26 protein-coding genes, 2 pseudogenes and 1 riboswitch are annotated in these 26,160 nt (G+C 43.4%); of the genes and pseudogenes, 9 read left to right on the forward strand and 19 right to left on the reverse strand.

Features of this window, described 5'->3' with window-relative positions:
* Positions 1-408, reverse strand: a complete 408-nt coding sequence (locus AF333_RS22920; RefSeq protein WP_043067783.1) for a hypothetical protein — start codon at positions 406-408, stop codon at positions 1-3.
* Between the two features lie 414 nt (positions 409-822).
* On the opposite strand from AF333_RS22920, the gene AF333_RS22925 reads away from it, so the two are divergent.
* Genes AF333_RS22925 through cydS form a run of 3 tightly spaced genes read left to right on the forward strand, consistent with a single transcriptional unit; the run spans position 823 to position 3,300 of the window.
* Positions 823-2,169 (forward strand): cytochrome ubiquinol oxidase subunit I, encoded by a 1,347-nt coding sequence (locus AF333_RS22925; RefSeq protein WP_043067784.1) that lies wholly within the window; start codon positions 823-825, stop codon positions 2,167-2,169.
* On the forward strand, positions 2,166-3,179 hold the full coding sequence (locus AF333_RS22930; protein ID WP_043067785.1) for a cytochrome d ubiquinol oxidase subunit II: 1,014 nt from the start codon (positions 2,166-2,168) through the stop codon (positions 3,177-3,179). Before AF333_RS22925 ends, AF333_RS22930 begins: the two co-directional genes overlap by 4 nt.
* A gap of 13 nt (positions 3,180-3,192) precedes the next feature.
* On the forward strand, positions 3,193-3,300 hold the full coding sequence (gene cydS, locus AF333_RS37720) for a cytochrome bd oxidase small subunit CydS (RefSeq protein ID WP_407638662.1): 108 nt from the start codon (positions 3,193-3,195) through the stop codon (positions 3,298-3,300).
* Between the two features lie 98 nt (positions 3,301-3,398).
* Here the strand turns inward: cydS and AF333_RS22935 are convergent, their stop codons facing one another.
* The 8 genes and pseudogenes from AF333_RS22935 to rodA form a co-directional block, all read right to left on the reverse strand.
* Positions 3,399-4,796: a sensor histidine kinase gene (locus AF333_RS22935; protein ID WP_043067786.1), complete on the reverse strand. Its 1,398-nt coding sequence runs from the start codon at positions 4,794-4,796 to the stop codon at positions 3,399-3,401.
* Positions 4,793-5,494, reverse strand: a complete 702-nt coding sequence (locus tag AF333_RS22940; RefSeq protein WP_043067787.1) for a response regulator transcription factor — start codon at positions 5,492-5,494, stop codon at positions 4,793-4,795. The genes AF333_RS22935 and AF333_RS22940 overlap by 4 nt, the downstream gene beginning before the upstream one ends.
* A gap of 152 nt (positions 5,495-5,646) precedes the next feature.
* A pseudogene (locus AF333_RS32365) lies at positions 5,647-5,766 on the reverse strand (four-helix bundle copper-binding protein); the annotation flags it as partial.
* Positions 5,767-5,855: 89 nt separating this feature from the next.
* Positions 5,856-6,056: a copper chaperone CopZ gene (gene copZ / locus AF333_RS22950; RefSeq protein WP_043067789.1), complete on the reverse strand. Its 201-nt coding sequence runs from the start codon at positions 6,054-6,056 to the stop codon at positions 5,856-5,858.
* 11 nt (positions 6,057-6,067) lie between these two features.
* Positions 6,068-6,400 carry a metal-sensitive transcriptional regulator gene (locus AF333_RS22955; RefSeq protein WP_043067790.1) on the reverse strand — a complete coding sequence of 111 codons (333 nt, stop codon included), beginning with the start codon at positions 6,398-6,400 and terminating at the stop codon, positions 6,068-6,070.
* Positions 6,401-6,467: 67 nt separating this feature from the next.
* Positions 6,468-8,879 carry a heavy metal translocating P-type ATPase gene (locus AF333_RS22960; protein WP_080787904.1) on the reverse strand — a complete coding sequence of 804 codons (2,412 nt, stop codon included), beginning with the start codon at positions 8,877-8,879 and terminating at the stop codon, positions 6,468-6,470.
* 381 nt (positions 8,880-9,260) lie between these two features.
* The gene (locus AF333_RS22965; protein WP_043067792.1) at positions 9,261-9,821 is read right to left on the reverse strand and encodes an NAD(P)/FAD-dependent oxidoreductase; all 561 of its coding nucleotides are present in this window, start codon (positions 9,819-9,821) and stop codon (positions 9,261-9,263) included.
* A gap of 80 nt (positions 9,822-9,901) precedes the next feature.
* Entirely contained in the window at positions 9,902-11,035 is a 1,134-nt protein-coding gene (gene rodA, locus AF333_RS22970) for a rod shape-determining protein RodA (RefSeq protein ID WP_043067793.1), read from the reverse strand.
* Between the two features lie 312 nt (positions 11,036-11,347).
* Positions 11,348-11,518: riboswitch (M-box (ykoK) riboswitch) on the reverse strand.
* Positions 11,519-11,690: 172 nt separating this feature from the next.
* Between rodA and AF333_RS22975 the strand changes: the two genes are divergently transcribed.
* A complete protein-coding gene (locus AF333_RS22975) occupies positions 11,691-12,686 on the forward strand; it encodes an AI-2E family transporter (protein WP_043067794.1) in 996 nt (331 codons plus the stop codon).
* 50 nt (positions 12,687-12,736) lie between these two features.
* The gene (locus AF333_RS22980; protein ID WP_043067795.1) at positions 12,737-13,345 is read left to right on the forward strand and encodes an undecaprenyl-diphosphatase; all 609 of its coding nucleotides are present in this window, start codon (positions 12,737-12,739) and stop codon (positions 13,343-13,345) included.
* Positions 13,346-13,408: 63 nt separating this feature from the next.
* On the opposite strand, the gene AF333_RS34375 is transcribed toward AF333_RS22980, so the two are convergent.
* Positions 13,409-13,636 (reverse strand): hypothetical protein, encoded by a 228-nt coding sequence (locus AF333_RS34375; protein WP_173585740.1) that lies wholly within the window; start codon positions 13,634-13,636, stop codon positions 13,409-13,411.
* A 121-nt stretch (positions 13,637-13,757) separates the two neighbouring features.
* On the opposite strand from AF333_RS34375, the gene AF333_RS22990 reads away from it, so the two are divergent.
* Together AF333_RS22990 and AF333_RS22995 are read left to right on the forward strand one after the other, a co-directional pair.
* Complete coding sequence (locus AF333_RS22990; RefSeq protein ID WP_043067797.1) at positions 13,758-14,357, forward strand: TetR/AcrR family transcriptional regulator; 600 nt, start codon at positions 13,758-13,760, stop codon at positions 14,355-14,357.
* The gene (locus AF333_RS22995) at positions 14,354-15,148 is read left to right on the forward strand and encodes an aminoglycoside adenylyltransferase domain-containing protein (protein ID WP_052812323.1); all 795 of its coding nucleotides are present in this window, start codon (positions 14,354-14,356) and stop codon (positions 15,146-15,148) included. The genes AF333_RS22990 and AF333_RS22995 overlap by 4 nt, the downstream gene beginning before the upstream one ends.
* 80 nt (positions 15,149-15,228) lie before the next feature.
* Here AF333_RS22995 and AF333_RS23000 read toward each other — a convergent pair whose 3' ends face one another.
* The 8 genes from AF333_RS23000 to AF333_RS23035 form a co-directional block, all read right to left on the reverse strand.
* Positions 15,229-16,446, reverse strand: coding sequence for a multidrug effflux MFS transporter (locus AF333_RS23000; RefSeq protein ID WP_043067798.1), 1,218 nt, complete (start codon positions 16,444-16,446; stop codon positions 15,229-15,231).
* Between the two features lie 148 nt (positions 16,447-16,594).
* Positions 16,595-17,020: an Rrf2 family transcriptional regulator gene (locus AF333_RS23005; protein WP_043067799.1), complete on the reverse strand. Its 426-nt coding sequence runs from the start codon at positions 17,018-17,020 to the stop codon at positions 16,595-16,597.
* 144 nt (positions 17,021-17,164) lie between these two features.
* Positions 17,165-17,791 carry a nitroreductase family protein gene (locus AF333_RS23010; RefSeq protein WP_043067800.1) on the reverse strand — a complete coding sequence of 209 codons (627 nt, stop codon included), beginning with the start codon at positions 17,789-17,791 and terminating at the stop codon, positions 17,165-17,167.
* A gap of 184 nt (positions 17,792-17,975) precedes the next feature.
* Positions 17,976-19,412 (reverse strand): erythromycin esterase family protein, encoded by a 1,437-nt coding sequence (locus AF333_RS23015; protein WP_052812324.1) that lies wholly within the window; start codon positions 19,410-19,412, stop codon positions 17,976-17,978.
* A gap of 19 nt (positions 19,413-19,431) precedes the next feature.
* Complete coding sequence (locus tag AF333_RS23020) at positions 19,432-21,357, reverse strand: FtsX-like permease family protein (RefSeq protein ID WP_043067801.1); 1,926 nt, start codon at positions 21,355-21,357, stop codon at positions 19,432-19,434.
* Positions 21,332-22,111, reverse strand: coding sequence for an ABC transporter ATP-binding protein (locus tag AF333_RS23025; protein ID WP_043067802.1), 780 nt, complete (start codon positions 22,109-22,111; stop codon positions 21,332-21,334). Before AF333_RS23025 ends, AF333_RS23020 begins: the two co-directional genes overlap by 26 nt.
* A gap of 101 nt (positions 22,112-22,212) precedes the next feature.
* Complete coding sequence (locus AF333_RS23030; protein ID WP_043067803.1) at positions 22,213-23,295, reverse strand: sensor histidine kinase; 1,083 nt, start codon at positions 23,293-23,295, stop codon at positions 22,213-22,215.
* A complete protein-coding gene (locus AF333_RS23035) occupies positions 23,292-23,999 on the reverse strand; it encodes a response regulator transcription factor (RefSeq protein WP_043067804.1) in 708 nt (235 codons plus the stop codon). Before AF333_RS23035 ends, AF333_RS23030 begins: the two co-directional genes overlap by 4 nt.
* 178 nt (positions 24,000-24,177) lie before the next feature.
* Between AF333_RS23035 and AF333_RS23040 the strand changes: the two are divergent.
* A pseudogene (locus AF333_RS23040) lies at positions 24,178-24,432 on the forward strand (LLM class flavin-dependent oxidoreductase); the annotation flags it as partial.
* Positions 24,428-24,574 carry a hypothetical protein gene (locus AF333_RS36235; RefSeq protein WP_235496898.1) on the forward strand — a complete coding sequence of 49 codons (147 nt, stop codon included), beginning with the start codon at positions 24,428-24,430 and terminating at the stop codon, positions 24,572-24,574. The pseudogene AF333_RS23040 and the gene AF333_RS36235, both read left to right, overlap by 5 nt.
* Before the next feature lie 94 nt (positions 24,575-24,668).
* On the opposite strand, the gene pdxR is transcribed toward AF333_RS36235, so the two are convergent.
* The gene (gene pdxR / locus AF333_RS23045) at positions 24,669-26,075 is read right to left on the reverse strand and encodes a MocR-like pyridoxine biosynthesis transcription factor PdxR (protein ID WP_043068246.1); all 1,407 of its coding nucleotides are present in this window, start codon (positions 26,073-26,075) and stop codon (positions 24,669-24,671) included.
* Positions 26,076-26,160 lie beyond the last annotated feature (85 nt).

Here is a 26,160-nt window from a genome sequence, read left to right on the forward strand (position 1 = left end):
TTACTGCTCCTCCTTATGTTTTTGTTGATTTTTTTCCCACTCATCTAAGAAATCGACATGATGCGGACTTTGTCTATGCGCATGATAGGAACGAGATGCTTCCATTATCGAATGACTCGAAGGGCGATACGAGTTTGCTCTCTTGTGAAGCCATCCGATAAAGAGAATAATAGCAGCCATCCAGAAGGCAATAGATAGAAGATTACCTATAAGATGGAGAAGCTCTAACCCTATCGGCCTGTATCCAACTATAAAATAGGATTGGCCATAATATCCTCCCGGCCCCATGTAATGTCCATGATAAGGTCTCATATACATACCTTGTCCTTCTACTAAGGACAAAACAGCAGCTACTATAAAGATAACCGCTACAGACCACATCAGACCTTTCAGCAATTTCTTCTTCATAATTGTCCATCTCCTTCAAAAAAGTAGACTTATGTTGATGTCTTAATAATGAATGTAAAATACGGAATGAATATCAAAAAATTGTGGTGAATTATCAAAAACAAGCACTTTTGCGAACAAGTTTGTGCTTTTTTAATCGTTATGACGCTACAATATGGCGAAAAAGTGACTATTTACAATAAAAAACAACATTCACACAATGGCAACATAACCTTCGAAAAGTCGCCACCCTTTCCACACAATTCTCCCTTACTTGTTTTGTACAATATAGTTGTAACCCCAGGGGGTAAAGGAGGAGTCCTCATGATTCAAAAGCAAGAAAAATATTTACTCATCGCTTCCGTAACGGTGGCTGTCGTGATGTTTCTTTCTCTTATAAGCCGACTGTTCCGGTAGGAAGGAGGGAAGAATACGTTGTTTACTTATGATGCTGTGCTATACAGCCGAATACTGACAGAAGTAACACTCGCTTTTCATATCCTGTTTGCAACAATCGGGGTCGGCGTTCCACTGCTGATCGCTCTCGCTCAATGGATCGGTATTAAGAAAAATGATCCACACTATATTTTATTGGCGCGCCGCTGGACCAGAGGATTCGTTATTACGGTTGCGGTTGGAGTCGTAACAGGAACGGCCATTGGTCTGCAACTCAGCTTGCTGTGGCCGAACTTCATGGAGCTGGCTGGTCAGGTTATCAGTTTGCCGCTGTTTCTTGAAACGTTTGCTTTCTTTTTTGAAGCGATTTTCCTCGGAATTTACCTGTATACATGGGATCGCTTCAAAAATCAAATGAAGCATTTTCTTCTATTAATTCCGGTGGTTATTGGTTCTTCCATGTCTGCGCTTTTCATTACGATCGTCAATGCGTTTATGAATACGCCGCAAGGCTTTGAACTAAAAGACGGAGTCATCGTTAGCATTCAGCCGCTAGTTGCTATGTTTAATCCAGCTATGCCGACCAAGGTCGGGCACGTACTGGCTTCCGCTTACATGACATCGGCGTTCGTGCTAGCATCTATTGCCGCTTATCGCATTCTTCGCGGTAGTACACATGTCTACCATAAGAAAGCGTTGCATATCACGCTCGTCTCGGCCCTAGTCTTCTCATTGGCGACAGCAATTATCGGCGACTTCTCTGGGAAGTTCCTTGCCGAATATCAACCTGAGAAGCTCGCTGCCGCCGAATGGCATTTTGAAACATCGGAAAAAGTTCCTCTTGTTCTGTTCGGCACACTGGATGAAAATAATGAAGTTAAAAACGGTATCACCATACCGTATGGTTTAAGCATTCTCGCTCATAATAATCCGAACGCGGAAGTCATTGGATTGAATGAATTTCCAGCGGACGAGCTGCCGCCGTTGTATATTCACTACTTGTTTGACTTAATGGTCAGCATCGGTGTTCTGTTAACCGTTGTTGCGTTCATCTATGTCATACTGCATAAACGCAAGAAATCAACTCCGTACCGTAAACCTTTGCTCGTAACTGTTGCGCTCTCCGGTCCTCTCGCACTGCTGGCGATTGAGTTCGGATGGATTTTCGCAGAAGTGGGGCGGCAACCGTGGATACTACGGGGATATATGAAAACATCGGCAGGGGCGACAACAGCCGACTATGTAGATATTTTGCTCATTTGTTTTATCATTCTCTATGCTTTGCTTGCCATCGTAAGTACGATAGTGCTGCGCAAAATGTTTAAAAATAATCCTGTAGAGCAGGAAGTTGAACGAATGAACAGCACGCGGGAGGTAGACCTATGACACTTGAACTTGTAGGCATTTCCGTACTATGGCTCTTTTTATTCGGCTATGTCATCATTGGCTCAATTGACTTTGGTGCAGGATTTTTTAGCACATACAGTGATTGGGCCGGCAAGAAACATGTAATTCACAAAATCATTCAGCGATACTTATCGCCCGTATGGGAAGTAACGAATGTATTCCTTGTCTTTTTCTTCGTAGGAATTGTTGGCTTCTTCCCGAAAACCGCCTACTACTACGGAACAGCTCTACTCGTTCCGGCCAGCATCTCCATTATTCTGCTGGCCATCCGGGGCTCATATTACGCCTTTGGTACGTATGGGGTCAAAGATAATAAGTGGTATGCATTTCTTTACGGAATGACTGGTATATTCATTCCCGCTTCATTCACGACCGTACTGACGATATCTGAAGGCGGATTCATCGATATGCAGGACAACCGTATTATCTTATTATACGGGGAGCTGCTGCGCAGCCCGTATTCATGGGGTGTCGTACTGCTTGCCATTGTGAGTGTATTATTCATCTCAGCAAGCTTCCTGACATATTATGCACATGCGGCTGGAGACGGGAAAGCTACCCGCCTGCTCAGGGTGTATTCACTCTTATGGAGCTTTCCTTCCATCCTGGCAGCATTTGCTGTGGTGTTTACACTCAGAGAACACAATCCGGTTCACTTCGACAGGATGCTCGATATCGGATGGGTATTCGCGCTATCCACTTTGTTTTTTGCAGGGGCCGTCTATCTGATTTATAAGAAAAAGCGGTACGGGACAGCCTTTGTACTGGTGACACTACAGTATGGGTTCGCCTTTTTCGGGTATGGATTCTCTCACTATCCATATCTGCTGTATCCGCATCTGACCATTTATGACGGATTTACGAATCCAACAATGGCCATTGCGCTTATCATCGCTTTTATTGCCGGTTTATTGCTGTTGCTGCCTTCTCTGTATCTACTTATGCGGCTGTTTTTATTCAACAAAAAATATGTAAAGGGCGAAATATAAGGAGGAATATATTATGGAACAATTCTTAATTACGTATGCCCCCATTCTTGTCGTAGCGGCCTCAATAATCGGTGTATTCATCTGGGGAGCCAAAGGCAAATTTCTGGAGAATATAGAGTAGTTTTCTTTATTACAGAAAACATAAACAGGATGCCTTCTTCAAAGAGGGCATCCTGCTATTATTATTCAGATCGTTTTGCATAAAGTGTATACGATTCGCTACTTCAGGGGCAGTGTAATGCAAAATTCCGTCCCTTCCCCCTGTTTGCTCTGTATTATCAACCTTCCGTTATGCTTTTCAATGATTTCTTTACTAATCGCAAGTCCCAATCCGGAACCTCCAGTAGACTGGGAACGCGACTTCTCTACCCTATAAAGCCTTTCTGTAATGTAAGGAATATCCTCTTCTGGAATGCCCGGACCTGTATCCCTGATCTTAATGCTTGCGTATTCTTCTTCTCGCTCTATCGTTACAAATACTGTGCTTCCAGCCGAAATATATCTTCTGGCATTCTCCAAAATATTAAGCAGAACCTGTCCGATACGCTGCCGATCTCCCATAATGCATAAGGAAGAAGGAGGAGGAGTGTACTCTAAATAAATCCCCTTTTCATCCATTGAAATTTCCGCCAGGGAAAGTGCCTCGATTACGCTTTCTTCCAATGAAAGACACTCCATTTGAAATGAAAATGTGCCTTGTTCCATTCGTGCGAGATCGAAGAGATCTTGCACTAAGCGCTGCAGACGACTGCTCTGCTCATAGATGGTTTTTGCATATTCCACGTGTTCGCTGCTACCATGCGACTGCATTAAAATCTCTGAATAGCCTTTTAGATAGGTTAGCGGTGTGCGTAGCTCATGGCCGATATCAGCTAAGAATTCATTGCGTTGCTTCTGGTAAAATCGTATCTGCTCTGACATATGGTTGATGGACGCAGCCAACTGGGCTATCTCGTCTCCCCCCTGTACATCCACTTTAGTTACGTAATTACCAAGCGCAATATTACCTGTAGCTTTTTTCATCGTAAGCAGGGGACGAACGATCATTCGTGAGATGATAAACGAAACGCCCGCGACGATGACAACAGCAACAATCCCTGCAATAACAAGCATTCCTCGCAATATATCAACAGCTTGTCGAATTGGAGTCGTCGAATTGAACATCATAACCGTTCCCACAATCCTGCCGTCCTGATGGATCGGCGATTCAAAGACAAGGAACGGTTTTGTGTCCCAATCCTGTTCGATCGCCGTCTCTTCCTGCTTTTTCATATCAGCCCGGGACAAATATTGTCTGTGCAACGGCGTGACCGTTTCCGAACTAGCAATGACACGGCGTTGTTGATCTAGAATAACCACCATCTGGTTCGAGTTCTTCTCCATACGAATGACATGATTAATGGTGAGCGACTCAAAATGATCGCTCAGCACATTGGCATGGCTCTGGGCACGTTGAATCAGCTCTTCTTTAATATGCGAAAGGTAAAAAGAAAGAAAAAGAGAGTACAGAAGGTGACCGATTAAAAAAATAATCAGTAAAAAAACGGACACCAACAAAAGACCAAGCTTAATCGTCACACGGTTCCGAACGGCTTGTAGGATAGCGTTTATTTTCATTGGATTTTGTATCCGACTCCCCATACAGTTTTGATGATTTCATGGGCTGGCGCACCAGCTACTCTTAGCTTCTCACGCAGGTTTTTGATATGCGTATCCACGGTGCGATAATCTTCAATATTTTGATTAACCCATACAAGGGCCAGCAAGTGATCACGGCTGAATACCTGCCCGGGATGTTTCAGTAATACATTCAATAATTCGTATTCCTTACGGGTAAGGGAGAGTACGTTCTGTCCATAAAATGCTTCATACGTTTCACTGTCTATCACAATGCCTTTGTATGTCAGCATAGATTTGTCTTTTCGTTCCGCTTTGCCTTCGTACATTCCTTTTCGCCTTAATAATGCATGCACCCTTGCAAGCATCTCCTCTTTCTCGAATGGTTTCGTTATGTAGTCATCCGCCCCGATGTTTAAGCCTTTCACTTTATCGCTGATTTCGTCTCTGGCCGTCAGCATGATAACGGGTATGTCCGAAATTTTTCGTACACGTTCACATACTTCCCAGCCAGACATCTCCGGCATCATAATATCAAGCAGGATCAGTGTATACGTCTTGTCCTGAACGGCAGCCAGTGCTTCTGGACCGGAAGCTGCCTCCTCTACAGTGTAGCCAGCATGGCGCAAATACAATGAAAGTAAATGCCGCATCGGCTTTTCGTCATCTACAATCAGTATGACTCCCGTTTCCTCCATTGCAGTTCCTCGCCCCTCTTTTTGTTGTTAAAAGTTACACATATATCATTACATCAAAAATTCTTGAAGAAAATGTGAAGATAGTTGCAGCATAGCTAAAAAGCTCCTGCGGCCGAAAGCCGCAAAGGAGCTTTTTCATTAGTAACAGTAAATTATGCGGCCATTTTCCGGTAAGCTTCCGCACACTTTCGGCAGACTTGCGCACATCGTTGACAATGATCATGACTATGCTTGACGCACTCTTCTGTATACGCTTCACAAATGTCGGCGCAATCGCGGTTCAATTGGATGCACTTTTTCATTTAAAAAAGCTGCCGGGACATCCCGGCAGCACGGCTCTCCTATAGATGAACCACTGTTTTTATACTACATCATACCCTTGCTCTTCAATCGCTTCTTTAATGGACTCAAGAGACAATTTGCTTTCATCATATTCTACATGTACCGTCTTCTCGGCAAGGTTTACTTTTCCGGAAGCACCGATTTCTTCAAGCGCGCCTTCTACTGCTTTTACACAATGATTGCATGACATGCCTTCCACTTTCAATGTTACGTTTTGCATACGTATCCCCCTCATTTCATTAGTTTATTCATTGTCTTCAACAATTCATCAATCACGTCATGGTCGCCTTCTTGAATGCGTTCAATAACGCAGCTTTTCATATGCCCTTCGAGCAGCAGACGACCAACTCCATTCAAGGCAGACTGTACTGCTGCGATTTGATTCAGAATGTCATCACAGTACACATCTTTTTCCACCATACCTTTAATCCCCCGAATCTGTCCCTCAATACGGTTCAGCCGAGTGGTAAGGTTGCTTTTCATTTTATCGGAGTGATGGCTCGTTCGCTCACATCCTTCGTGAGCCTCCACGCCACCTCCTGATTGTTCGATACCCGGTTCCATCGTTTCACCTCCTCGCTAGGTCTCTTCAACCTTTATCCTGGTGCAACAGGCAGTACCCCCGCTTACTTTATAACTTCACTCGCTGCAAACGCAACGCATTCAGCACAACAGATACCGAACTTAGCGCCATCGCTGCTCCAGCCACCCACGGCGCCAGAAATCCCGCGGCAGCAATCGGAATCCCGAGCGAATTGTATGCAAGGGCCCAGAACAAGTTCTGCTTAATGTTCGCCATTGTGCGATGACTCATATATACGGCATCGGCAATACTGTTCAGATCTCCGCGCATGAGTGTAATATCTCCGGCTTCCATTGCTACATCCGTGCCGGTCCCCATAGCGATGCCAATATCCGCCACAGCCAGAGCTGGAGCATCGTTAATGCCGTCTCCGGCCATGGCGACCTTTCTTCCATCGTTCTGTAGCTTCTTAACCTCTTCTGCTTTTCCTTCAGGTAATACTTCGGCAAGAACACGGTCGATCCCTACTTCAGATGCAATCGCTTCCGCTGTACGCCTGTTATCACCGGTAATCATAATGACCTCAATATCCATCTGCTTCAAGCGCGCGATCGCTTCTTTGGATGTTTCTTTAATCGTATCAGCTACTGCCACAATCCCGGAATAGCGGCCTTCAATTGCAACCAGCATGGCTGTTCTCCCTTTTCTTTCTAATTCATCCATCTGTGCAAAAGCATGTGTTGCATTAATGTTATATCGTTCCATCAATCTGCGGGTTCCGATAACGACTTGCTTTCCTTCAATAACGGTATGGATGCCATACCCCGGAATAGCCTCGAACGTATCCGATGCAGGAATCGGTATTTCTTTTTCTTGAATGCCGTTGACAATCGCTTCCGCCAGCGGATGCTCGGAATTCTTCTCCGCACTACCTACGAGACGAAGGAACTCTGCTTCTTCCATTCCTTCTACGATGACATCTGTCAACTCAGGCTTTCCTTTCGTCACCGTGCCCGTTTTATCCAGAACAACCGTATCGATCCGATGCGTCGCTTCTAAGTGCTCGCCGCCTTTGAATAGAACGCCCGCTTCCGCTGCCCGACCGGAACCTGCCATAATCGACGTCGGGGTCGCTAAGCCTAGGGCGCAAGGGCATGCAATAACGAGTACAGCGATAAGTTTTTCCAGCGCACTTGCGAAATCACCCGGCGTCACCCAGAAGTACCAGATGAAAAACACAACCAATGCAATACCGACGACAATCGGTACGAAAACACCTGAAATTTTGTCTGCGATTCGTTGAATAGGCGCCTTCGAGCCTTGTGCTTCTTCGACGACTCTGATGATTTGTGCCAGAGCCGTTTCCTTACCGATTTTAGTTGCCTTTATTTTTAATGCCCCATTTTTGTTCAATGTGGCGCCAAAAACATGTGCGCCCACTTGCTTCTCTACTGGAATACTCTCCCCTGTCAGCATGGATTCATCTACAGAAGAGCGACCTTCAATAATTTCCCCATCGACCGGTATCTTTTCTCCGGGCCGTACGACAATCGTATCACCAACCACTACTTCTTCTACCGGAATCATCGTCTCTTCCCCGGCCCGAATAACAAGAGCCATCTTTGCCTGAAGTCCCATGAGTGTTTTTATCGCTTCCGAGGTCCGCCCCTTTGCCAACGCTTCAAATAATTTTCCCAGTAAAATAAGCGTGATGAGCACTGCACTCGTTTCATAATACATTTCCACCATGTGATGAGAAGAGCCGACCGACTTGAGCGTTAAATATAAACTGTAGAAATACGCTGCCGACGTCCCGAGCGCAACAAGCACATCCATATTAGCACTCTTATTTCGCAAAGCTTTATAGGCACCAATATAAAATTGACCACCGATAATAAACTGAACAGGTGTTGCGAGTATAAGCTGAAACCATGGGTTCATAAATAAATCCGGCACCCAAATCCATGATGTAAAGGAGAAATGTCCAACCATTGACCATAACAGCGGCAAGGAAAGAATCGCCGACACAATAAACTTTTGTTTTTGTCGCTTGATTTCTTTCTGACGATGGTCCGCATTTTCCGTTGTCTGTTCGTCTTTTGCGCTTGCTCCATATCCGAGCTTCTCCACTTTGCGTATCATGTCATCAGCCGACACTTCCGAAGGATTGTACTCTACGTGCGCGGTTTCTAAAGCAAAATTTACGCTGGCCGATGCCACGCCCGGCATTTTACTTAAGCCCTTCTCGATCCGGTTTGCACATGCTGCACACGTCATACCTGTCAGCTGCAAATCAATCTGCTCTTTCACCATGCTGTATCCTAATTTTTCAATCCGCTCTTCCATCTGCGCGGAAGATACTTTATCCGGCTGGTACGTAACCGTTGCTTTCTCCAACGCAAAATTTACGTTCGCCTCTGTTACGCCTTCCAGCTTGTTTAGTCCTTTCTCGATACGGCTTGCACACGCTGCACAGGTCATCCCGCTGATTTGAAGAGTAGTCTGCTTCGTATCAGACATTTTCATCGCCTCCAAAACTATACCCTTGTATAGTATAAAGTAAATTTTCCATCAGTAGGGGTTTTACCGCCCATTAATAGTTAGACAAACATCCCGTTCGTTCCAACTATAGAATACCCCTGTATTGTATAAGGTATCCTTAAAAAAAATTGTTCTATACTTAAACTAACTCTTTCTTTGCAAATTGTTCTCTTACCTTTATACTATACCCCCCTAATGTATAAGTCAACCGTTTTTTATTAAAATAAAAAAACTTGGCAGGTGCCAAGCTATCAGGCAAGCAACCGCCAAGCCACTCTTATGTATGACTGCTGCAAAAGCAACGTTTAGTATACGATCGGAAGAAAAAAGGATGCTTTTCAGCACCCTTTTACATTTTGCTTATTTAAGCACATCGTGATCAACGTATCTTTCACCATTTAATTCACTAATAATGTTAATGGCCACTTTCGCACCATCACCTGCCGTAATAATCGTATGCACGCTCACGCCTGCGCAAGTACCTGCAGCCCAGATTCCGTCCACATTTGTTTTTCCGTTCTGGTCTGCATCAAGTACCGTTTTGATTCGAGGCTCCGTTCCGGGCTTTGTTTTTACACCAGCTTTCTCGGCTAGGTCAACGAACAACCCAGTAGCAAAGACAACATGTTTCGCTTCGAATTCACCATTGTCTGTTTCGATACGGAAGCCCTGATCTGTTTTCTGGATACTTGCAGCCTTACCCTGAACTAATTCCGCTCCGAATTTTTCAGCCTGTTTTTTTCCTATATCTACAAGGTCCGGGCCTGTAATTTCCATGACACCATAATGATTTTCGATCCATGCTTTTTTCGTAATGCTTTGATCACTATCCAACAAGAGCGTTTTCTTTCCAGCCTTTGCAGAAAAAAGTGCAGCGCTTGCGCCTGACGGACCGGCTCCTATAATGGCAATATCATACATAATCTAAAGCCCTCCTTATTTATAATTATTACTCATTTATTATTATAACAAAAAAGGCTGTAAAAGCACTAAAAATCTATTCATTCGTCAATGAACGTAAACTTGGATTGATGTACCCGTACGCTTAATACAAGACCGATGGCTATCATATTAATCAATAACGAACTGCCTCCGTAGCTAATAAACGGCAATGAAATTCCGGTTAGCGGCATAATCCCTACGTGCATGGCGATGTTTTCGAAAATCTGTAGCACAAGCATCGCAATCACACCGGCGATAATGTATACACCAGATAATTCCTTACAATCTAGAGCGATATTTACCATACGATAAATTAATAAAAAGTAAAGGAGCAGCAGGAGCATTGACCCTAAAAGGCCAAACTCTTCTCCGATTACAACATAAATCGAATCGGAATATGCGTACGGAATAAAGCCGCTCTGAACATAAGTTCCGTTCGTAAAACCGTGTCCAAGCAGCTTCCCTGAGCCAATTGCAGTTTGAGAATTAAGCACATGCCATCCGCTATCCGGATCGCTTGTCGGATCGAGAAATGTTTGAATTCGCTGGATCTGATGGCCTTTAATCACCTTGGAGAAGGCATCAAAATTAATAAAGTACAGGCTAATAAGGGACACAACTGCACTCATAAAAGCGGCACCGCCTAAAACTACATGCGAAAACCGTATATTTCCTACCCAGAGCATACCGGCACCGATACAGAGAAATACGATGGATGTTCCTAAATCCGGCTGTTTCAATACAAGCAAAAAGGGGATAATCGTTATAATACCAACGCTTCCCACATCGCGCAGCAACTCTAAAGATTCCCCTTCTCTCCTTGCCAGCACTTTGGCTATAACGAGAATTAAAAATAATTTAAATAATTCAGATGGTTGGAATTTCATCGGCCCAAAGCCCACCCAGCGTTTCGATCCGTTAATTGTTTCCCCGAAAAGCAAAACAGAAATAAGGAGCAACAACCCTATTCCGTACAAAAGATATGAATAATTGTTTGTGTATGTTCGATAATCGCTGACTGCAACAACGACCATCACAACAAAGAACATAACAAACATAACGATATTGTTTATATGTAATCCAACATAATGCGTATTTTTTGTTGCGCTATAAATAGCAGCAGTACTAATAAAAAACAGACAAGTAATGAGCACTAATATAGGAATATCGAGCCTTTTAAGCTTCTTAACCATACATACACAACCTTTATTTTATATAAGAAATTTTTTCCATAACTGAAAAAGGGCATAAAAAGGCCCTCCCTGTAACAGAGAGGGGCGCTGTACGTCAAATACACATGCTTATATACACTCATTCCAGCAACGGGCAGAATAAGAAACGAAGCATGGTAAGTAAGAAGAACGCGCTTCTCCCTCTTTACAGAACATATATAAACTTAAACCGTACGTTCGACTACTGTCATCCATATAGATAGTCCCCCCTTACAAAAGTAAAAAACCTCCAGATATCCTGGAGGTTTTAATGAATGCACACAAAAAAACATTCCGTTCCCTCCTAGTCGAGTTTTAGCACTATACACCGTAAAGAGAAATCATCTCTTAGCCACATTAGGAAAAGCCTTAATCCGACAATCCCTGTTCTACCCATGGGCATCTTTCGATATTTCTGGGCAGTGGCCTATGTTTGTATAGGAGCCTCACCTAACGAAGATTCATTATGATACAGGACCCATCCTACTTCTGTTCTATAGGCTTGTCAATAGCCTATCGCTTAATAAAAGAAAATTTATCCTTGCTTGATTTTTTGTTATATAAAAAATAGAATTATGAAGATGGCAGTTAGTGGCCATCTCTATCACTCAAACTAAAAAAAATAAAGGACGTTCTAATGGAAATCAAGAATCTCTTTCGTGAGCAAGGTATCAGACGTGTAGTTATACTGTTGTTTCTTTGTCTTGTCCTATATAGTATGAAAAGCATGCTTAATATCATACTATTAACCTTTTTGATTACCTTTCTAATGAATAGCTTATACAACTATGCCACACAAAAATTAAACAAGCTATTTCCAGTAAATCAAAAGGTTGTTCTATTATTTTTATACATAATTTTGATTTTGATTCTTGTTATAGGGATATATAAAGCACTCCCGACTATTGTCCATCAAATCACGCAATTGACGAATTTAACAAAGAGTGTATACAACGAGCAGCAAGATCATGAACTCGTACAGTATGTTGTTTCTCTCTTAGGCGATGTAAATATTGAGGGCTATGTAAAGCAAAGTTTGGATTTCGTGCTTAAAATTAGTAATTGGGGCTTAAACATGCTACTGGCGCTGATTTTGAGTTTGTTTTTTCTGTTGGAAAAAACAAAGGTCACCCAATTTACTGCCAAGTTCAAAACTAGTAAACTTGCATGGTTTTTTAACGAAATCGAATTTTTCGGCAAGAAGTTTGTTCATACTTTCGGAAAAGTGATTGAAGCACAATTTCTAATAGCACTCACAAACTGTGTTTTATCGACAATCATGCTGTGGATTATGGGCTTTCCTCAGTTGTTCGGACTCGCGCTCATGATTTTCGTCCTTGGTCTAATCCCGGTCGCAGGGGTTATTATTTCCCTGATTCCACTATGTACCATTGCTTTCAGCATCGGCGGGTTCATCAAGGTTATTTATGTACTTGTGATGGTTGTCGTGCTCCACTCATTGGAAGCCTATTTGCTTAATCCGAAATTGATGGCATCGAAAACCAATTTACCTATGTTCTATACCTTCATTGTTTTGATTTTTTCCGAACACTTTTTTGGTGTATGGGGCCTTATCGTAGGAATCCCTACCTTCGTGTTCTTACTTGATATTCTAGACGTAAAACGAACATAGAAGAACTCTTCCGTTACGAAATATTCTTTAAGTAGAGGTACAATTTAATTATGAAACTTTCTCAAACAGATGCATTGTTATTTCAAGATATTAACCAATTGGTTCCTTTCTATCCTTCCCTTGGCCTTCTAATGAAAGGCTTCTCCTTATACGGAGAATATATTCTTTATTTAAGTGTTTTCTTATATTGGTTTACTGGCGTTAGAAAAAATCGGTATATGGTTATGCAAGCTTTGTTCTCTGCTTGTATAGCGCTTGGGATTAGCAGGATTATCGGCCATTTCTTTTACCGCCCACGTCCTTTTGTCACACATGATATCGTGCAGCTTATCCCTCATAGTGCCAATGCCTCCTTTCCTAGCGACCATGCTACAGGAGCGTTTGTCATTGCCGTTTCCTTTTGGTTATTTCATAAAAAAGTAGGATGGGCCTGGTTAGCCCTAGCACTCGGCATTGCCTTCTCCCGTGTTTGGGTGGGCGTACATTATCCAGGCGATGTATTGGCGGGCATTACTCTTGGCGCGTTCACCGCCGTTAGCATCCATTATCTGTTGCCGAAAATAAAATATGCCTATCAGGTCATGAACAGCGTTATTTCTTTGGCTAATAAAATCGAGAACAGTATCCTGACAATAAATAATAAGAACAAATCCTCGTAAATAAAAGTAAAAACATACAAAGAGGCTTCCTTTATTACCGGAAGCCTCTTTTTCGATTGCGAATCAGCTTGCTGAACCCTGCTGGCTGAAATGGAGCAAATCATGCCTACAGCGGCAACCAGCAGCATGAATCCCAACGATTTTTAAAATATATGGGTTATCGCCCTTCACTATCCCTGTATCCACGATGTCTGCCATCAGGGTCGGAAAAAGACACGCTGGCTTTTCTTCTGCCGGATCGCAGGGCGCATCCACCCTCTTCTTTTTTCCGAATCTCCTCTTTCTAACCACACTCCCCTGTCAAAATATCAAGTGTGATTTATATAGGTTACTTTTCTAATAGGTTGACTATTTATTCCACATACCATATATTAAATAAATGAATGTTCATTTATTTAATTTTGGAGGTAATATGGCTAGAACCATTAATGAGAAGTATCGACAAGAAAAAAGAAACAATATTATTCAAGTAGCAATTTCTCTTTTTCCTGTAAACGGCTTTTCCCAAACTACGATTTCTATGATCGCCAAAAAGGCCGGTATGAGTACATCCACTGTTCTTCTTTATTTTCCAAGCAAAGAAGACCTTTTTCATTGTGCTGTATTGGAATCGTTAACAGAATTAAAAAGCCTCTTCATAAATATCGAGCCTGAAACACATGACCCAGCTGAACAAATTACAAAAATGGTAATCCAACATATTACAGCACTATCCAAACGTGTACCCTATCTAAAACTAATTCATTATGTAATCAATCAACATGAAAGATTCCCTGAACTAACCAAAGAAATCTTTACTGTTTCCGAAGAATTTATTGAGTTTCTATCTTTAATGATTAAAAAGGGGCAGGAATTAGAACAGGTAGAACAAACCGACGCACGTGAGACAGCATGGGCTTATCTTGCATACATAAATGGAATAAGTGTAGTCATAACGGAGCCTGAAGAATCTCCTTTTTGGAAAGGTCTTATTCGTCAAGGAATAAGAATAGTAGGGGGTAATGTAATTTGAGAAGCTCGAAAACAATCCCAATCGAAGTCGACGTTTTGCTCAAAAAATATACCCAGTTAGTACGTAGTGCATTGCCCACTCAAATACATGGTATTTATGTGTATGGATCCGTCGCTCTACAAGCGTATGAGCCTTCCAAAAGTGATATTGATTTTTTAACCTTGTTAAGAAGCCGTCCAACAAAAAATGACATCATTACAATCACAAACATTCACAAGAAACTAACATCGATGAACTCACTGGCAAAGAGAATGGATGGCATGTACATTCCAACAGAGGATTTAGGTAAGCCAAACGACGAAATTCCCCCTTATGTACATCTCGCCAGCGGGAAAGCTCGACAGGGTTTCTGGGATAATAACGCAGTGACATGGTGGACAGTAAAACAATACGGTATTTCCATTCACGGTCCCGAAGCCAGTCACCTAAACATACCTGTTTGTTGGTCAGATGTTGTGGAAACCATGAAGTATAATTTGCACACATACTGGCGTAAGAAATCTCAAAGTCATTGGTTGTATCTCATAGATGATGTAATGGCAGATGCTGTTTGTACATTGTGTAGAATTCTATATACCTTGGAATGTCAAAATATTTTTCCTAAAAAGCAGTCCGTACACTTCGCGTTAGATATTGTTTCTGCTAATTGGCATCCATTACTCTTAGAAGCTATCGACATCCGCAAAGGAAAGAAGCTGGCCTTTCATTTACCCTCAAGATGGCAGCGCGCAAAAGCAACACAATCATTCATCCATTATATGATTGACCTATGTACACAAAAACACTTTTAATCCTATGTGCATGAAGGAGTGGCTCCTGAAACGACACGGTATCCAGTATGATTTCAGAAGCCACAGCTCAAATAGCAAACCTATCCGCGACGTACCATGAGAGCGTAACATACGATAGCCCCGACCTCAGAGACGGCGATGACGATGCCCATCGGAACAGCCGTATGACTACCGCCCAGTCCGACCAGCGGCGCTGCAATCGCTCCAAAAATAAACGGCAGAAGCCCTAATAGCGCGGAAGCACTACCTGCAGAACGCTCTTGGTTTTGCATTGCCAGTGAAAAACCGGTTGTTGTTACAATACCGACACTTGATACAACGAAAAATAAAGGAATCATAACGGACAAAAGCCCTGCACCGATTAAAATCATGGCAAGCAATATGATACCGCCAAGCGCGGCAAGCCCAAGGCCGGTGACAAGCAACCTCGTTTCACTGACCTTCCCGGCCAGTCGACCGGTGATTTGGCTGGCAATAATAATACCGAGACCATTAATCGCAAAAAGTATGCTAAATGTCTGCGGTGAAACTCCGTATATATTCTGCAGAACGAACGGGGAGCCTGATATGTAGCCGAACATAGCGGCAAGCACCAATCCTTGCGACAATGCATAGCCCATGAAGACACGATCACTAATAAGAGAACGAAACGTAAATAAAGTACCTTTAATTCCGCCCGTTGAGCGACGTTGACTAGGCAATGTCTCAGGTAAGCCGAAGAGAGCTCCAAGCAGCATGATCGCCCCCAAAATACTCAGTACAACGAATACCCCACGCCAGGAGGTTACCTCTAGCAGCAATCCACCTGTAATCGGGGCAAGTATCGGAGCGACGCCATTAACCAACATCAAAAGAGAGAAAAACTTCGTCAACTCTGAACCAGAATACATATCGCGTACCATAGCACGGGAAATTACAATACCTGCTGCACCCGACATCCCTTGAACAACACGCAAGACAATTAATACCCAGATAGAAGAGCTGATAGCGCATAACAACGATGAAACAGCATAGATGATAAGAGCGACAATAAGCGGCTTACGACGTCCGCGTGCATCACTGAGGGGACCGACGAGCAATTGTCCGAACGCAAGGCCCAGCAAGCAGGCTGTCAAGCTAATCTGAACCAACGATGTACTCGTACTCAAATCACTGGTCAATGCGGGTAACGAAGGCAGATACATGTCAATGGACAGCGGCCCGAACGCTGTTAACGCCCCCAGTATAAGAGCCATCCATAACCTTCGTGAACGTGTAGGCGCCTGTGCAGCATCAAAACTGTTTGTGTGACTACTCATATGTATACCTCAATCCTTTCATCATCTCCGTTTTAGTCTTTATGTCTAGTTTTTATCCCGGTCCAACGTACAGAAAGAACATACAAAATCGGAATATCCCTTAATCTATACTGTCACATTTTTGCCTCTCCTCCATTACACTTTCTCTCTACATTCTTTTGACTAAATCCGCCACGAGTTCTCTCATCGTTATCTCTGCAAGAACTCGTTCCATTGCCGTTTGAGCCCGACGTAAAATCAATTCAAGTACGGATTGAATATTAGCTCCAACAGAACAGTCAGGGTTAGGTTGCTCATGGAAATGAAAAAGTTTTCCTTCCTCCACCACTTCTACTGCCTGATACACATCAAGTAGAGTAATGTCTTCTAACTTCTTCAAAAGATAAGCTCCGCCGGCCCCCGGACGCACATGCACCAGTCCTGCTTTTTTCAACTGTCCGATAATTCTGCGAATCACTACCGGGTTCGTATTAACGCTTCCCGCAATCCACTCTGATGTACAATGACCGTTCTTCTCAATGAATAATAAAGATAAAATGTGTACGGCTATAGTAAAGCGGCTGCTGATTTTCATACATCCCACCCTTCCGTTGTAATTATCACTGTTACAACAAAAGAAGTCAACATTGCAACTTTATTTAACTTAATGATAATTATCATTCCATAAAAATACAAAAAATCCGTTCTTCTTTATCAAAAAACGGATTTTTCTCCAGCCTTAAAAAGAGTTATATGTAACAAATTCGCTAATCGGTTTACGATATCCCCGTGGTCTTTGACTCGAAATATCTTCTTTGCCTAACGTGATTAAAAGTACAGGAATATACTGCTCGGGAATATTGAACAAGCTACGTATTGCTTCCGGATCGAAGCCAATCATCGGACACGTGTCCCACCCTTTAGCTTTCGCAATCAGCATGAACTGCATAGCCGATAAGCTCGCGTTGCGAATCGCCTCTTCCCGCTGAAAAATCTCGCCTCGTTTTTCATAAAATTGTATAGTAGACTCTACAGTTATATCGTATTCTTGCCTATTTAGTACACCGAGATTCAAAAGACCTTCATTTAGCCGACCGACCTGCTGGTATGCCTTCGTATCTCCCAAAACTAAAATAGTAGCTGAAGCGGTTTTCACTTTATACTGCTTGTTAGCAGCTTCGTATATTTCTTCTTTACGGGCCGGATCAGTAACAGCAAGATAGTGTGCATGCTGTAAATTAAATGCGGATGGAGCAAACTTAGTTAATGAGAACATATCATCTAGCTCTTGCTGGGAAATTTCAACATCTTGAATAAACTTTGTAGCGGAACGTCTTTCTTTTATAACAGACATAAAATCAATCATATGTTTTCTCCTCACTTTATAGTTAACTGTTTTTCCATGTTTATCTTCTCTTTATTTATTTTACCATATCAACTTTAAAAAAGTAATATATATATTTTTAATTAGTTTTAGTCTGAAAATAAAAAAGCACTCACTCCCATAGGGAATGAATGCTTTTTCAAGGCACAGACGTGCATGCTGTATCTTATTCCTTGTCCTGCTTCTTCTCCGATTCGCCCGTCAAATAATGTGGTGCATGCACTGTATCAATCTGGAGAATTCCTTCATATTGTTCGCGTGGCACAAACTGCTCTTCAAACATCCCTCCCCAGTAGAATGCAGGTCGGGACTCGAACATCCACTCGGTCCCCTTTTTCCGCTTCTCCTGGGCCATATCTGCGAATGCATACCGCTGATCAGCCTGTTTCATAATCATTTCAAGACTCTCAGGATTTTCCGGCTGTTTGACCGGATGCTTTTCCTGCGAGTTATCTGCATTCTCACCCTGGTACATGTACAAGCCGATCGAATACGCCTGCTCTTTCAGACGTTCCGGGAGAAGCTCAGTCATATTCGGCGCACCACCGAATATCAAATCGTTTTTCACCCCGCTGCTTTTCTTGCGGATATGCGAGTTATGTCCCCAGACAATAATTTTTTTGTCCGGATACAACGTTTCTGCCAGCCAGGCAAGATCTTCGGCCATCGCTTTATCCCGCAGATAAATCGGATTTTCCTCCAGTGATGCCGGCGGCTCATACTTGCCATTTTGATAATTTTCATACAGGCGGATGTTCGGCTCCAAGTATTCGTTCAAAGCACGCAATCGCGAATCAAATACGCGGTCCACTATGCTTATCAGCTCCGGGCGGTCCGGATATACACGCTGCAATGCATCCTTGTTATCTTTTATGAATTTCTTTAGCTCATTATACTGCTGCACCAGCTTTGATTTGGATGCACTAAATTCCTTTAGGGTAGCTTCCAATCGAAAAAGCTGAGCAAGCTGTCGTTCTGTTTGTTCCAGTTGAGTAGCTCGTTCTGCATCGATATGGGCAAACCATTGCCGGGCAAATGGAGTAAATGTGCGATGTGGCTGCATATCAAATCCGGTTAAAATAAGTGGATGCTCTGTATTAGTATTCTGCTTAATATAATCGAACAGCGGAAGCGTTTCCTTCGTATGCCAAACCGGATAAATGGCTTGCTTCATCGTATCAAGCGATGTTTGGCTATCTGCTTGTGCAAAGGCGGCAGAAGCTTCACCAAGCCCGGATTCGAAAGCGATAACGTCATATCCCATCTCCTGATGCAAAAATTGGATGAGACGAACTTTAGCTGAACTAAATTCAGCCGTTCCATGCGAGCTCTCTCCAAGCAATACAATACGCTTATCCTTCAATGCTTGCTTCAAAAATTTCAAATCAGAGAACGTATCTTTTCTCTCAGCAGTAGCAGGTTCAATCGTATCAAGCCCATGTGCATGGTTACGCACCCATTTTCCCCATGTTTCCTGTTCAGTTTGTTTTTTGTTCTGTGCCGATTCGCTGGACGGTGCGGCCAGCACATTAGCATACGTTTGCGGAAGAACGGTAGAAGCTAATGTAGCAGTAAGTACGGCTAAAGCGAATTTGCGTTTCATATATTTTTCCTCTCTTTCTTTATCCTGCACGATGTATTTGTCTGAAGTACATATGACGACTTAACAGGAAATAAATAAGCTGCATGATGAAGTACACTACAATGACGAGCAAACCATAATTCCACACACTGATGGCAAGAATGTCACCCAATGTTTTCAGCGCAAATGCAGCATGGATACTGCCGATGAGAAACGGAAGGAAGAAAATAATCCCGATCTGGACTGTGGCGATTCGCTTTAATTCTTCTTCCGTCATACCGATGCGGCTGAGCGCCATATTCTGCGCACGATCTTCCTGTAGCTCCGTAAACAACCGAAAATAAATCATGCTGCCGGCAGCGATAAAGAACAGGATCGCGACAAATACGCCGAGGAATAAAGTCAGTGCATAACTATCACGTTCCTCCAAATACGGTTCAATACGCGTAGCAATGTCCTTTTGCCAGGACGGCGGCAGCTCGCTCCGAACGAGCGTCATAAGTTGTTTCGTCTTTTGCCATTTTTCTGCATTCAGCACGCTGTACACGTGGCGCGATGAAGGCGGCACTTGTGCATGCAAGGCAGCAAAATCACTATCAGGCAGTACAATCGTGTATGTGAACAAATTCAGGTTCGTTCCTGCACGCTGTTCTTTAAGCTTCGCAGTTTCTGAAACTGCACCGGATGTGAATGTAATAGCTGTATCAACAGGATAAACCGGATCAGTAAGCTGCCTGTAAGGCGTAAGCAGTAGCATCTCTCCGGATTCAAGCTGTATTGTTGGTGTTCCCAGACGTTCCGCACGATGATTAAAATCACGGACAGACAACACATGCGCTTCTTCTGGCTGACGGAATGGTGGTACATTTCCCGATACCTTCGTCACGACTTTCATTGTCAGCATGATTATTCGTTCCGGTGTATTCACACCGATCCCCTCCTTAGACGCAGCAGAGGACACAGCCTGTTCAAATCTGGCGGCATCGTCTTCATTTTTTGCTAGAAAGCTAAACGTGTCAGGCACATTCAGTTCCGCCCACTGCTTCATGCCCGCAAACATCGTATAAAACGTGCCACTAGCCGTAAGGACGACCGCACTTAGAATGGCAACGGAGAACAATACACGCGCATTGTCTTTCAGCTTAAATATGAGCTGGGAGACGATAAGCAGATTCGTTCGGTTGTAAAACAGACGACGATTGTGGCGCAGACGATATAAAATGGCGATACTGCCCTGTGTAAATAGAAAATACGTACCAATAATGGTGGCAACTAAAATAGGCAGCATCAGGATAAATAAGTAGTCCTTCCCCCCCCACCAGGCCATGCCATAGCCGGCACCCAGGCAGAACAACGAGAACAAGATGAGCCACTTCGAGTAGACAGGCATCTGCTTCGGCTGACGGGCAACACGCAAAAGCTCGATAATCGGCGTCCTGCCCACCCGCCAGAGCGGAACAAGAAATAACAATTGCGAAAGAATAAAAAAGCTGAGAAAGGTTAAACCGAGTGCTTCGGGCGCAATGATGAAGGCCAGCGGCTCGGGCATTTCAAGAAGTACATCAAGCACCATGAAAAATAGCTTGGTAAACAGGAACCCAAGCCCTATACCTGTGCCGATAGACAGAACACTAATGATGATGCTCTCATATATAAGTAGCCGATTAAGCTGGGGCTGACTCATACCAAGCAGATTCAGCAAGCCGAATTCTTTTTTGCGTGCCGTCAAAAATGCGGAGCTTGAATACAGCATGAAGAAGAACGAAAAAATGATAATGATGTACTCCGCCAGAATCATTCCCCGTCGAACGGATGGCCTGAAATGGGCTGTAGCTACGTCCGGATGAAAAATAAATGCCGCATACATAAAAAAGATCATCACAATACATACGGTACTGGCGTAATACGTCAGATAACGGTACAGATTCCCCTTTATATTGCTACGAGCGATCCGGCGAAACGTCATAAGCGCTTCCTCCTAGCATGGACAATGTATCAAGGATCTGCTGAAAAAACACTTGTCGACTTGTACCGCGGCGGATTTCCGTGAACAGCTCACCATCCTTAATGAATACGATACGCTCACAGAAGCTTGCAGCGAATGGATCGTGTGTCACCATAAGAATGGTGGCGTTCTTTTCTTCATTCAAACTTCGCAGTGATTCCAGTACATCGTTTGCTGCTTTGGAATCAAGATTACCTGTCGGCTCATCGGCCAGCAGAATCGCCGGGTTATGAATAAGCGCACGTGCTGCAGCAGCACGTTGCTGTTGTCCTCCTGAAATTTCGTATGTACGTTTATTAAGAATACTTTCAATGTTTAACAGGCTTGCAATATCGGTTGCCCGCTGCTCAATTTCCTTCTCTCCTATTCCGTCCAGCGCGAGTGGAAGAATGATATTTTCTTTTACAGACAACGTATCGAGCAAGTTAAAATCCTGAAAAATAAAGCCCAGTTGACGTCGACGAAACAAAGCCAGCTCTCTTTTTTTAAGCTGATATGGATTTACTCCGTTAATTTCCAGTGTTCCAGATGTTGGTCGATCGATTGTGGCCAGCAGGTTAAGCAATGTTGTTTTTCCGCTACCAGATGGTCCCATCACGCCGACAAACTCTCCGGCTTCTACCTGTAGACTAACTTCGTTAAGCGCTTTGTAGCTCAGCATGCTTTTTTTTGTTCCATATATTCGGGTCAGCGCGTGTGCACGCAGTACCTCCATTCTTTCTCCTCCTCTTGTTCTCGTTTCGCTTTCGTACGGTAAGTATAGAACAAGAAAACATAAGGTCCTATTGATCTTTCTTGCAAAATAAACATAAAATCTTACAGTTTTGTCATGTTTGCATCATGGTAGAGATGCGCGCGCTCATAAAAAGATACGGTAACCTCTGTTCCTTTGCCATGCTCGGATGTAACAGCAAGTCCATGTCCAAGACGATCACAAATCTGCTTGGATAAATAAAGCCCCATCCCGGTCGATTCAGCAAAAGCACGCCCGTTCTCTCCCGTAAAGAATGCATCAAATACGCGCGAAACGTCCTGCGGAGGAATGCCGACCCCTTCGTCGCTGATGCGTACATGCCAGCCCTGATCATTCTGAAACAAAACCACCCGCACGATTTTCGATCGCTTATCCGCCCTAGACGAATATTTGATACTATTAGTAAGCAATTGTTGGAAAACAAAGCGAATCCATTTCTCGTCTGTCTCTACAATAACTTCTTCCTGATCCGCTTCTAGCTTTGGAAAAATGGAAGTCCTGATAAAAAGCTTTTTGTACTCGTGGATAAGCGACCGCAGCATATGTACGATGGATGTTTTGCGAGGTACAAAGTCTTTTTCAAACAAATCGAGGCGCGCGTTGTATAGCATCATATCGAGACCGTGTGCAAGCTTTTCGTTTTCTTCTTGAAGGCTCGTTAACCACCGGTACGGGTCATTATCCCGTGAGCCATTATTCGCTTGCTGCAGCAGCAAATCGATGACCGAAACAGGGGTCTTCATCTGGTGAACCCAACGCTGAACGAAATGGCGGTGCTGCTCCTGTTGCTTCCGATAACGAAAAAGTTCCTGCTTATAGTGGGCGTGCTGCCGTTCTAACAATCTCTCGAAAATCCACTGTTCCCGTGTACAGGCTCCTTGTATATACATGTCTTCAAAAGAAGGCTCCCCTGTATAAAGCCGATCGCACTTATGATAAAACGGACGCTGCCGTATGTAATCAAACACAAGTACAAAAAAAAGGCCTGTACACGATAAAAGAATAATATAGAAAACAATCGAAGACGAAAGCGGTTGGTGGGAATGGAACAAGCTAAGTTGGATGACAAGTAGAATCACAAACAGATTGATGGCGTACAACAACAAATAGGCAAGCCGATCAAGTAAAAAGGTTCTAATATTCATTGTCCGTCCTCCCAATTCGTTACCAAACGATAGCCTTGACTGCGCTTCGTCTCAATAGCATTCCGGATGCCAAGTTCGCCCAGCCGCCTGCGAACCCTTGTAACATTGACAGACAACGTGTTATCGTCGACAAACTCTACATCATCCCACAGCACCTCTAATAATTCCTCTCTTGATACGATTTGGTTCGCTTTTTGGGCAAGGCAGCTAAAGAGACGAAATTCCTTCTTGCTGAGTTCGCTACGCATCCCTTTCCACTCCACGACATTCTGATCACTGTAAAGATATAGACCGCGCACATGATAAACATTGCGGGTAGCAAGGTCGCTCCCGGCATACTCCCCGTATGTTCGACGCAGTAAACTTTTAATCTTGGACATGACAATTTCGAGGTGAAACGGCTTGGTGATATAGTCGTCTCCCCCGTTTTCAATTGCCATTACCTGATCCATTTCCCCTGTACGCGCTGAAATAAAAATGATGGGCACATTAGAGAGAGTGCGAATTTGCCGGCACCAGTAGAATCCATCATAATAGGGGAGGTTAATATCCAGCAGAACCAAATCCGGGCGCACCTCTATGCATTCCTGTTTTACCCCGCGGTAATCCTGGGCTTGCACTACTTCATAGTCATATCTGGTAAGATAATCATGCAGAATAGAAGCGATTTTCGGATCATCTTCAATAATAAAAATTCGATACATACAATCACCTGCATCTATTAAGATAGTAAATGGTACGAATTGCTATAAAGAAAAGTTGCATCGCTATCATAATATAAGTGGAAATTGCGTTCTGCAACCTAAGTTGTTACCATAAAGCCAAACTTCCATCAGCTTAAGGTTCTTCACCTCCCTGCTGATGTGTACCATGGAGGAACAAATGAAGGTAAGTATACTTGATCAATCTCCAATTTCAAGCGGAAGCAGCGCCGTAGAAGCACTAGCTCAAACCGCTCATCTTTTGCAAAGAGCAGAACAACTTGGCTATACACGCTACTGGGTCGCCGAACATCATGGAATGGAGCATCTGGCCAATCCTTCACCTGAAGTGTTACTTGGCCAACTTGGCGCTATTACTTCTACCATCCGCATCGGTTCAGGTGCGGTTCTGCTGCCGCATTATAGTCCATATGAGTAAGAAAAGAAGGAAGGGCGGTGGGCGGGAGCGGTTGGAAAAAGACACGCTGGCCTTTTTTCTGCCGGAGCGCAGGGCGTATCCATCCTCTTCTTTCTCCATCCCTCCTCCTTCCAACCACGCTACCCTATCAAAATATTAAGTGTAACTTATATAGTTGTTGGTAAAAGTCACTGTATTAAAGAACTTTTACTGACAACTATGAAGAGCAAAATAATGCAGTGACGTATCGTTTCTTATGGTCGGCTGGCCACTGCCTGATGTAGTCTGGCTATACCTTCCTCTATCTCCTCCGGCTTCAAATGCCCATAGCCCAGGATAAGCCGATTGTTATGCCTTCCTTTTTCAATTGCATGATCTTCTACCGGATATATGCGTATTCCAAAATACAGCATCTTCTCAAGCACTTCTTTTGAAAATAGGCATCCCTGAAATTCTACGACAAGATGCAAGCCTGTTGACTCTCCAAAAATCTTAATTTGTTCAGAGAATGTCGTCTTCAGGCAACGGATTAAGACATCCCTCCGACTTCTATATAGTTTCTTCATCCTGGCAATATGCCGTTCCAAGTAACCTTCGTCAATAAAACGTGCGAGAATCAACTGATCCAAAGAAGGCGTATGAAGATCCGTAAACCACTTCAGCCTCCGGCAGCTTTCGATAAGTTGCGGAGGAAGGATAATATATCCCATCCGAAGGGCCGGCGATAAAATTTTACTGAATGAGCCAATATAAATAACACGCTCCAACTCTAACCCCTGCAATGAACTCACCGGTGGTCCTTCGTATCGAAACTCGCTATCATAGTCATCCTCGACAATATAGCTCCCCACTTCTCTCGCATAGTTGATTAGCTCGATCCGCCGTTGTATCGGCAAGGTTCCTCCTAATGGAAACTGGTGAGAAGGTGTAACAAAGACAAACTTGGGGCTTTTGTTTTCGGGTAACAGGAAGGTCTTCATACCATGCTCGTCTACTGGTACAGGATACAGGGAAGCGCCTTGTGATGCAAAAATCATCTGAATATCATTCGTGATTGGATCTTCCATAATTACTTCATCGCCTGCTGACAAAAACAGCTTTGCGACAAGGGTTAATGCCTGTGTCGCTCCAGATGTAATCACAAGCTGTTCCGGATGACAATACACGCCCCTTGTTTTTAATAAATAGCGAGACAGCACTTCTCTTAATTCCGGGCGTCCTTCTGGAATATCGTATCCAAATGCAGAAGGGGACGCTTCATTCCATATACTGTGAGACAATTTCGCCCATGTCTTACGCGGAAATAAATCCAACTCCGGTATTCCAGATCGAAAACTAATAACATTGCTGTGCTTATTCTCATCCTGACAGCGATACACAAAAGACGGCACATGCATTTTTTTGTGTTCTGTCAAATACGTTCCTGCGGCAACAAATGTACCTGAACCTCTTCGCGTTTCGATGAACCCTTCCGCAAGCAATTGATCGTATGCCTCTAAAATTACGTTTCTGGACACATCTAAATCAGACGCCAATTCTCGTGTGGATGGTAATTTATACCCCGCATGCAATTCTCCATTCAAAATCCGCTCCCGTATGTGCTGATACACTTGCCGAATCAATGGGATGTCTACTGACCGATTAATTGGTATCCAAAGCATATCCATTTATTCCTCTCTTCACTAAAAGTGGTACTATCAAAATTTATAATAAGCGGTACTAACTTAGACCATTCTACCATGCTAC

This window comes from Aneurinibacillus migulanus (assembly GCF_001274715.1).
GTDB lineage: Bacteria > Bacillota > Bacilli > Aneurinibacillales > Aneurinibacillaceae > Aneurinibacillus > Aneurinibacillus migulanus.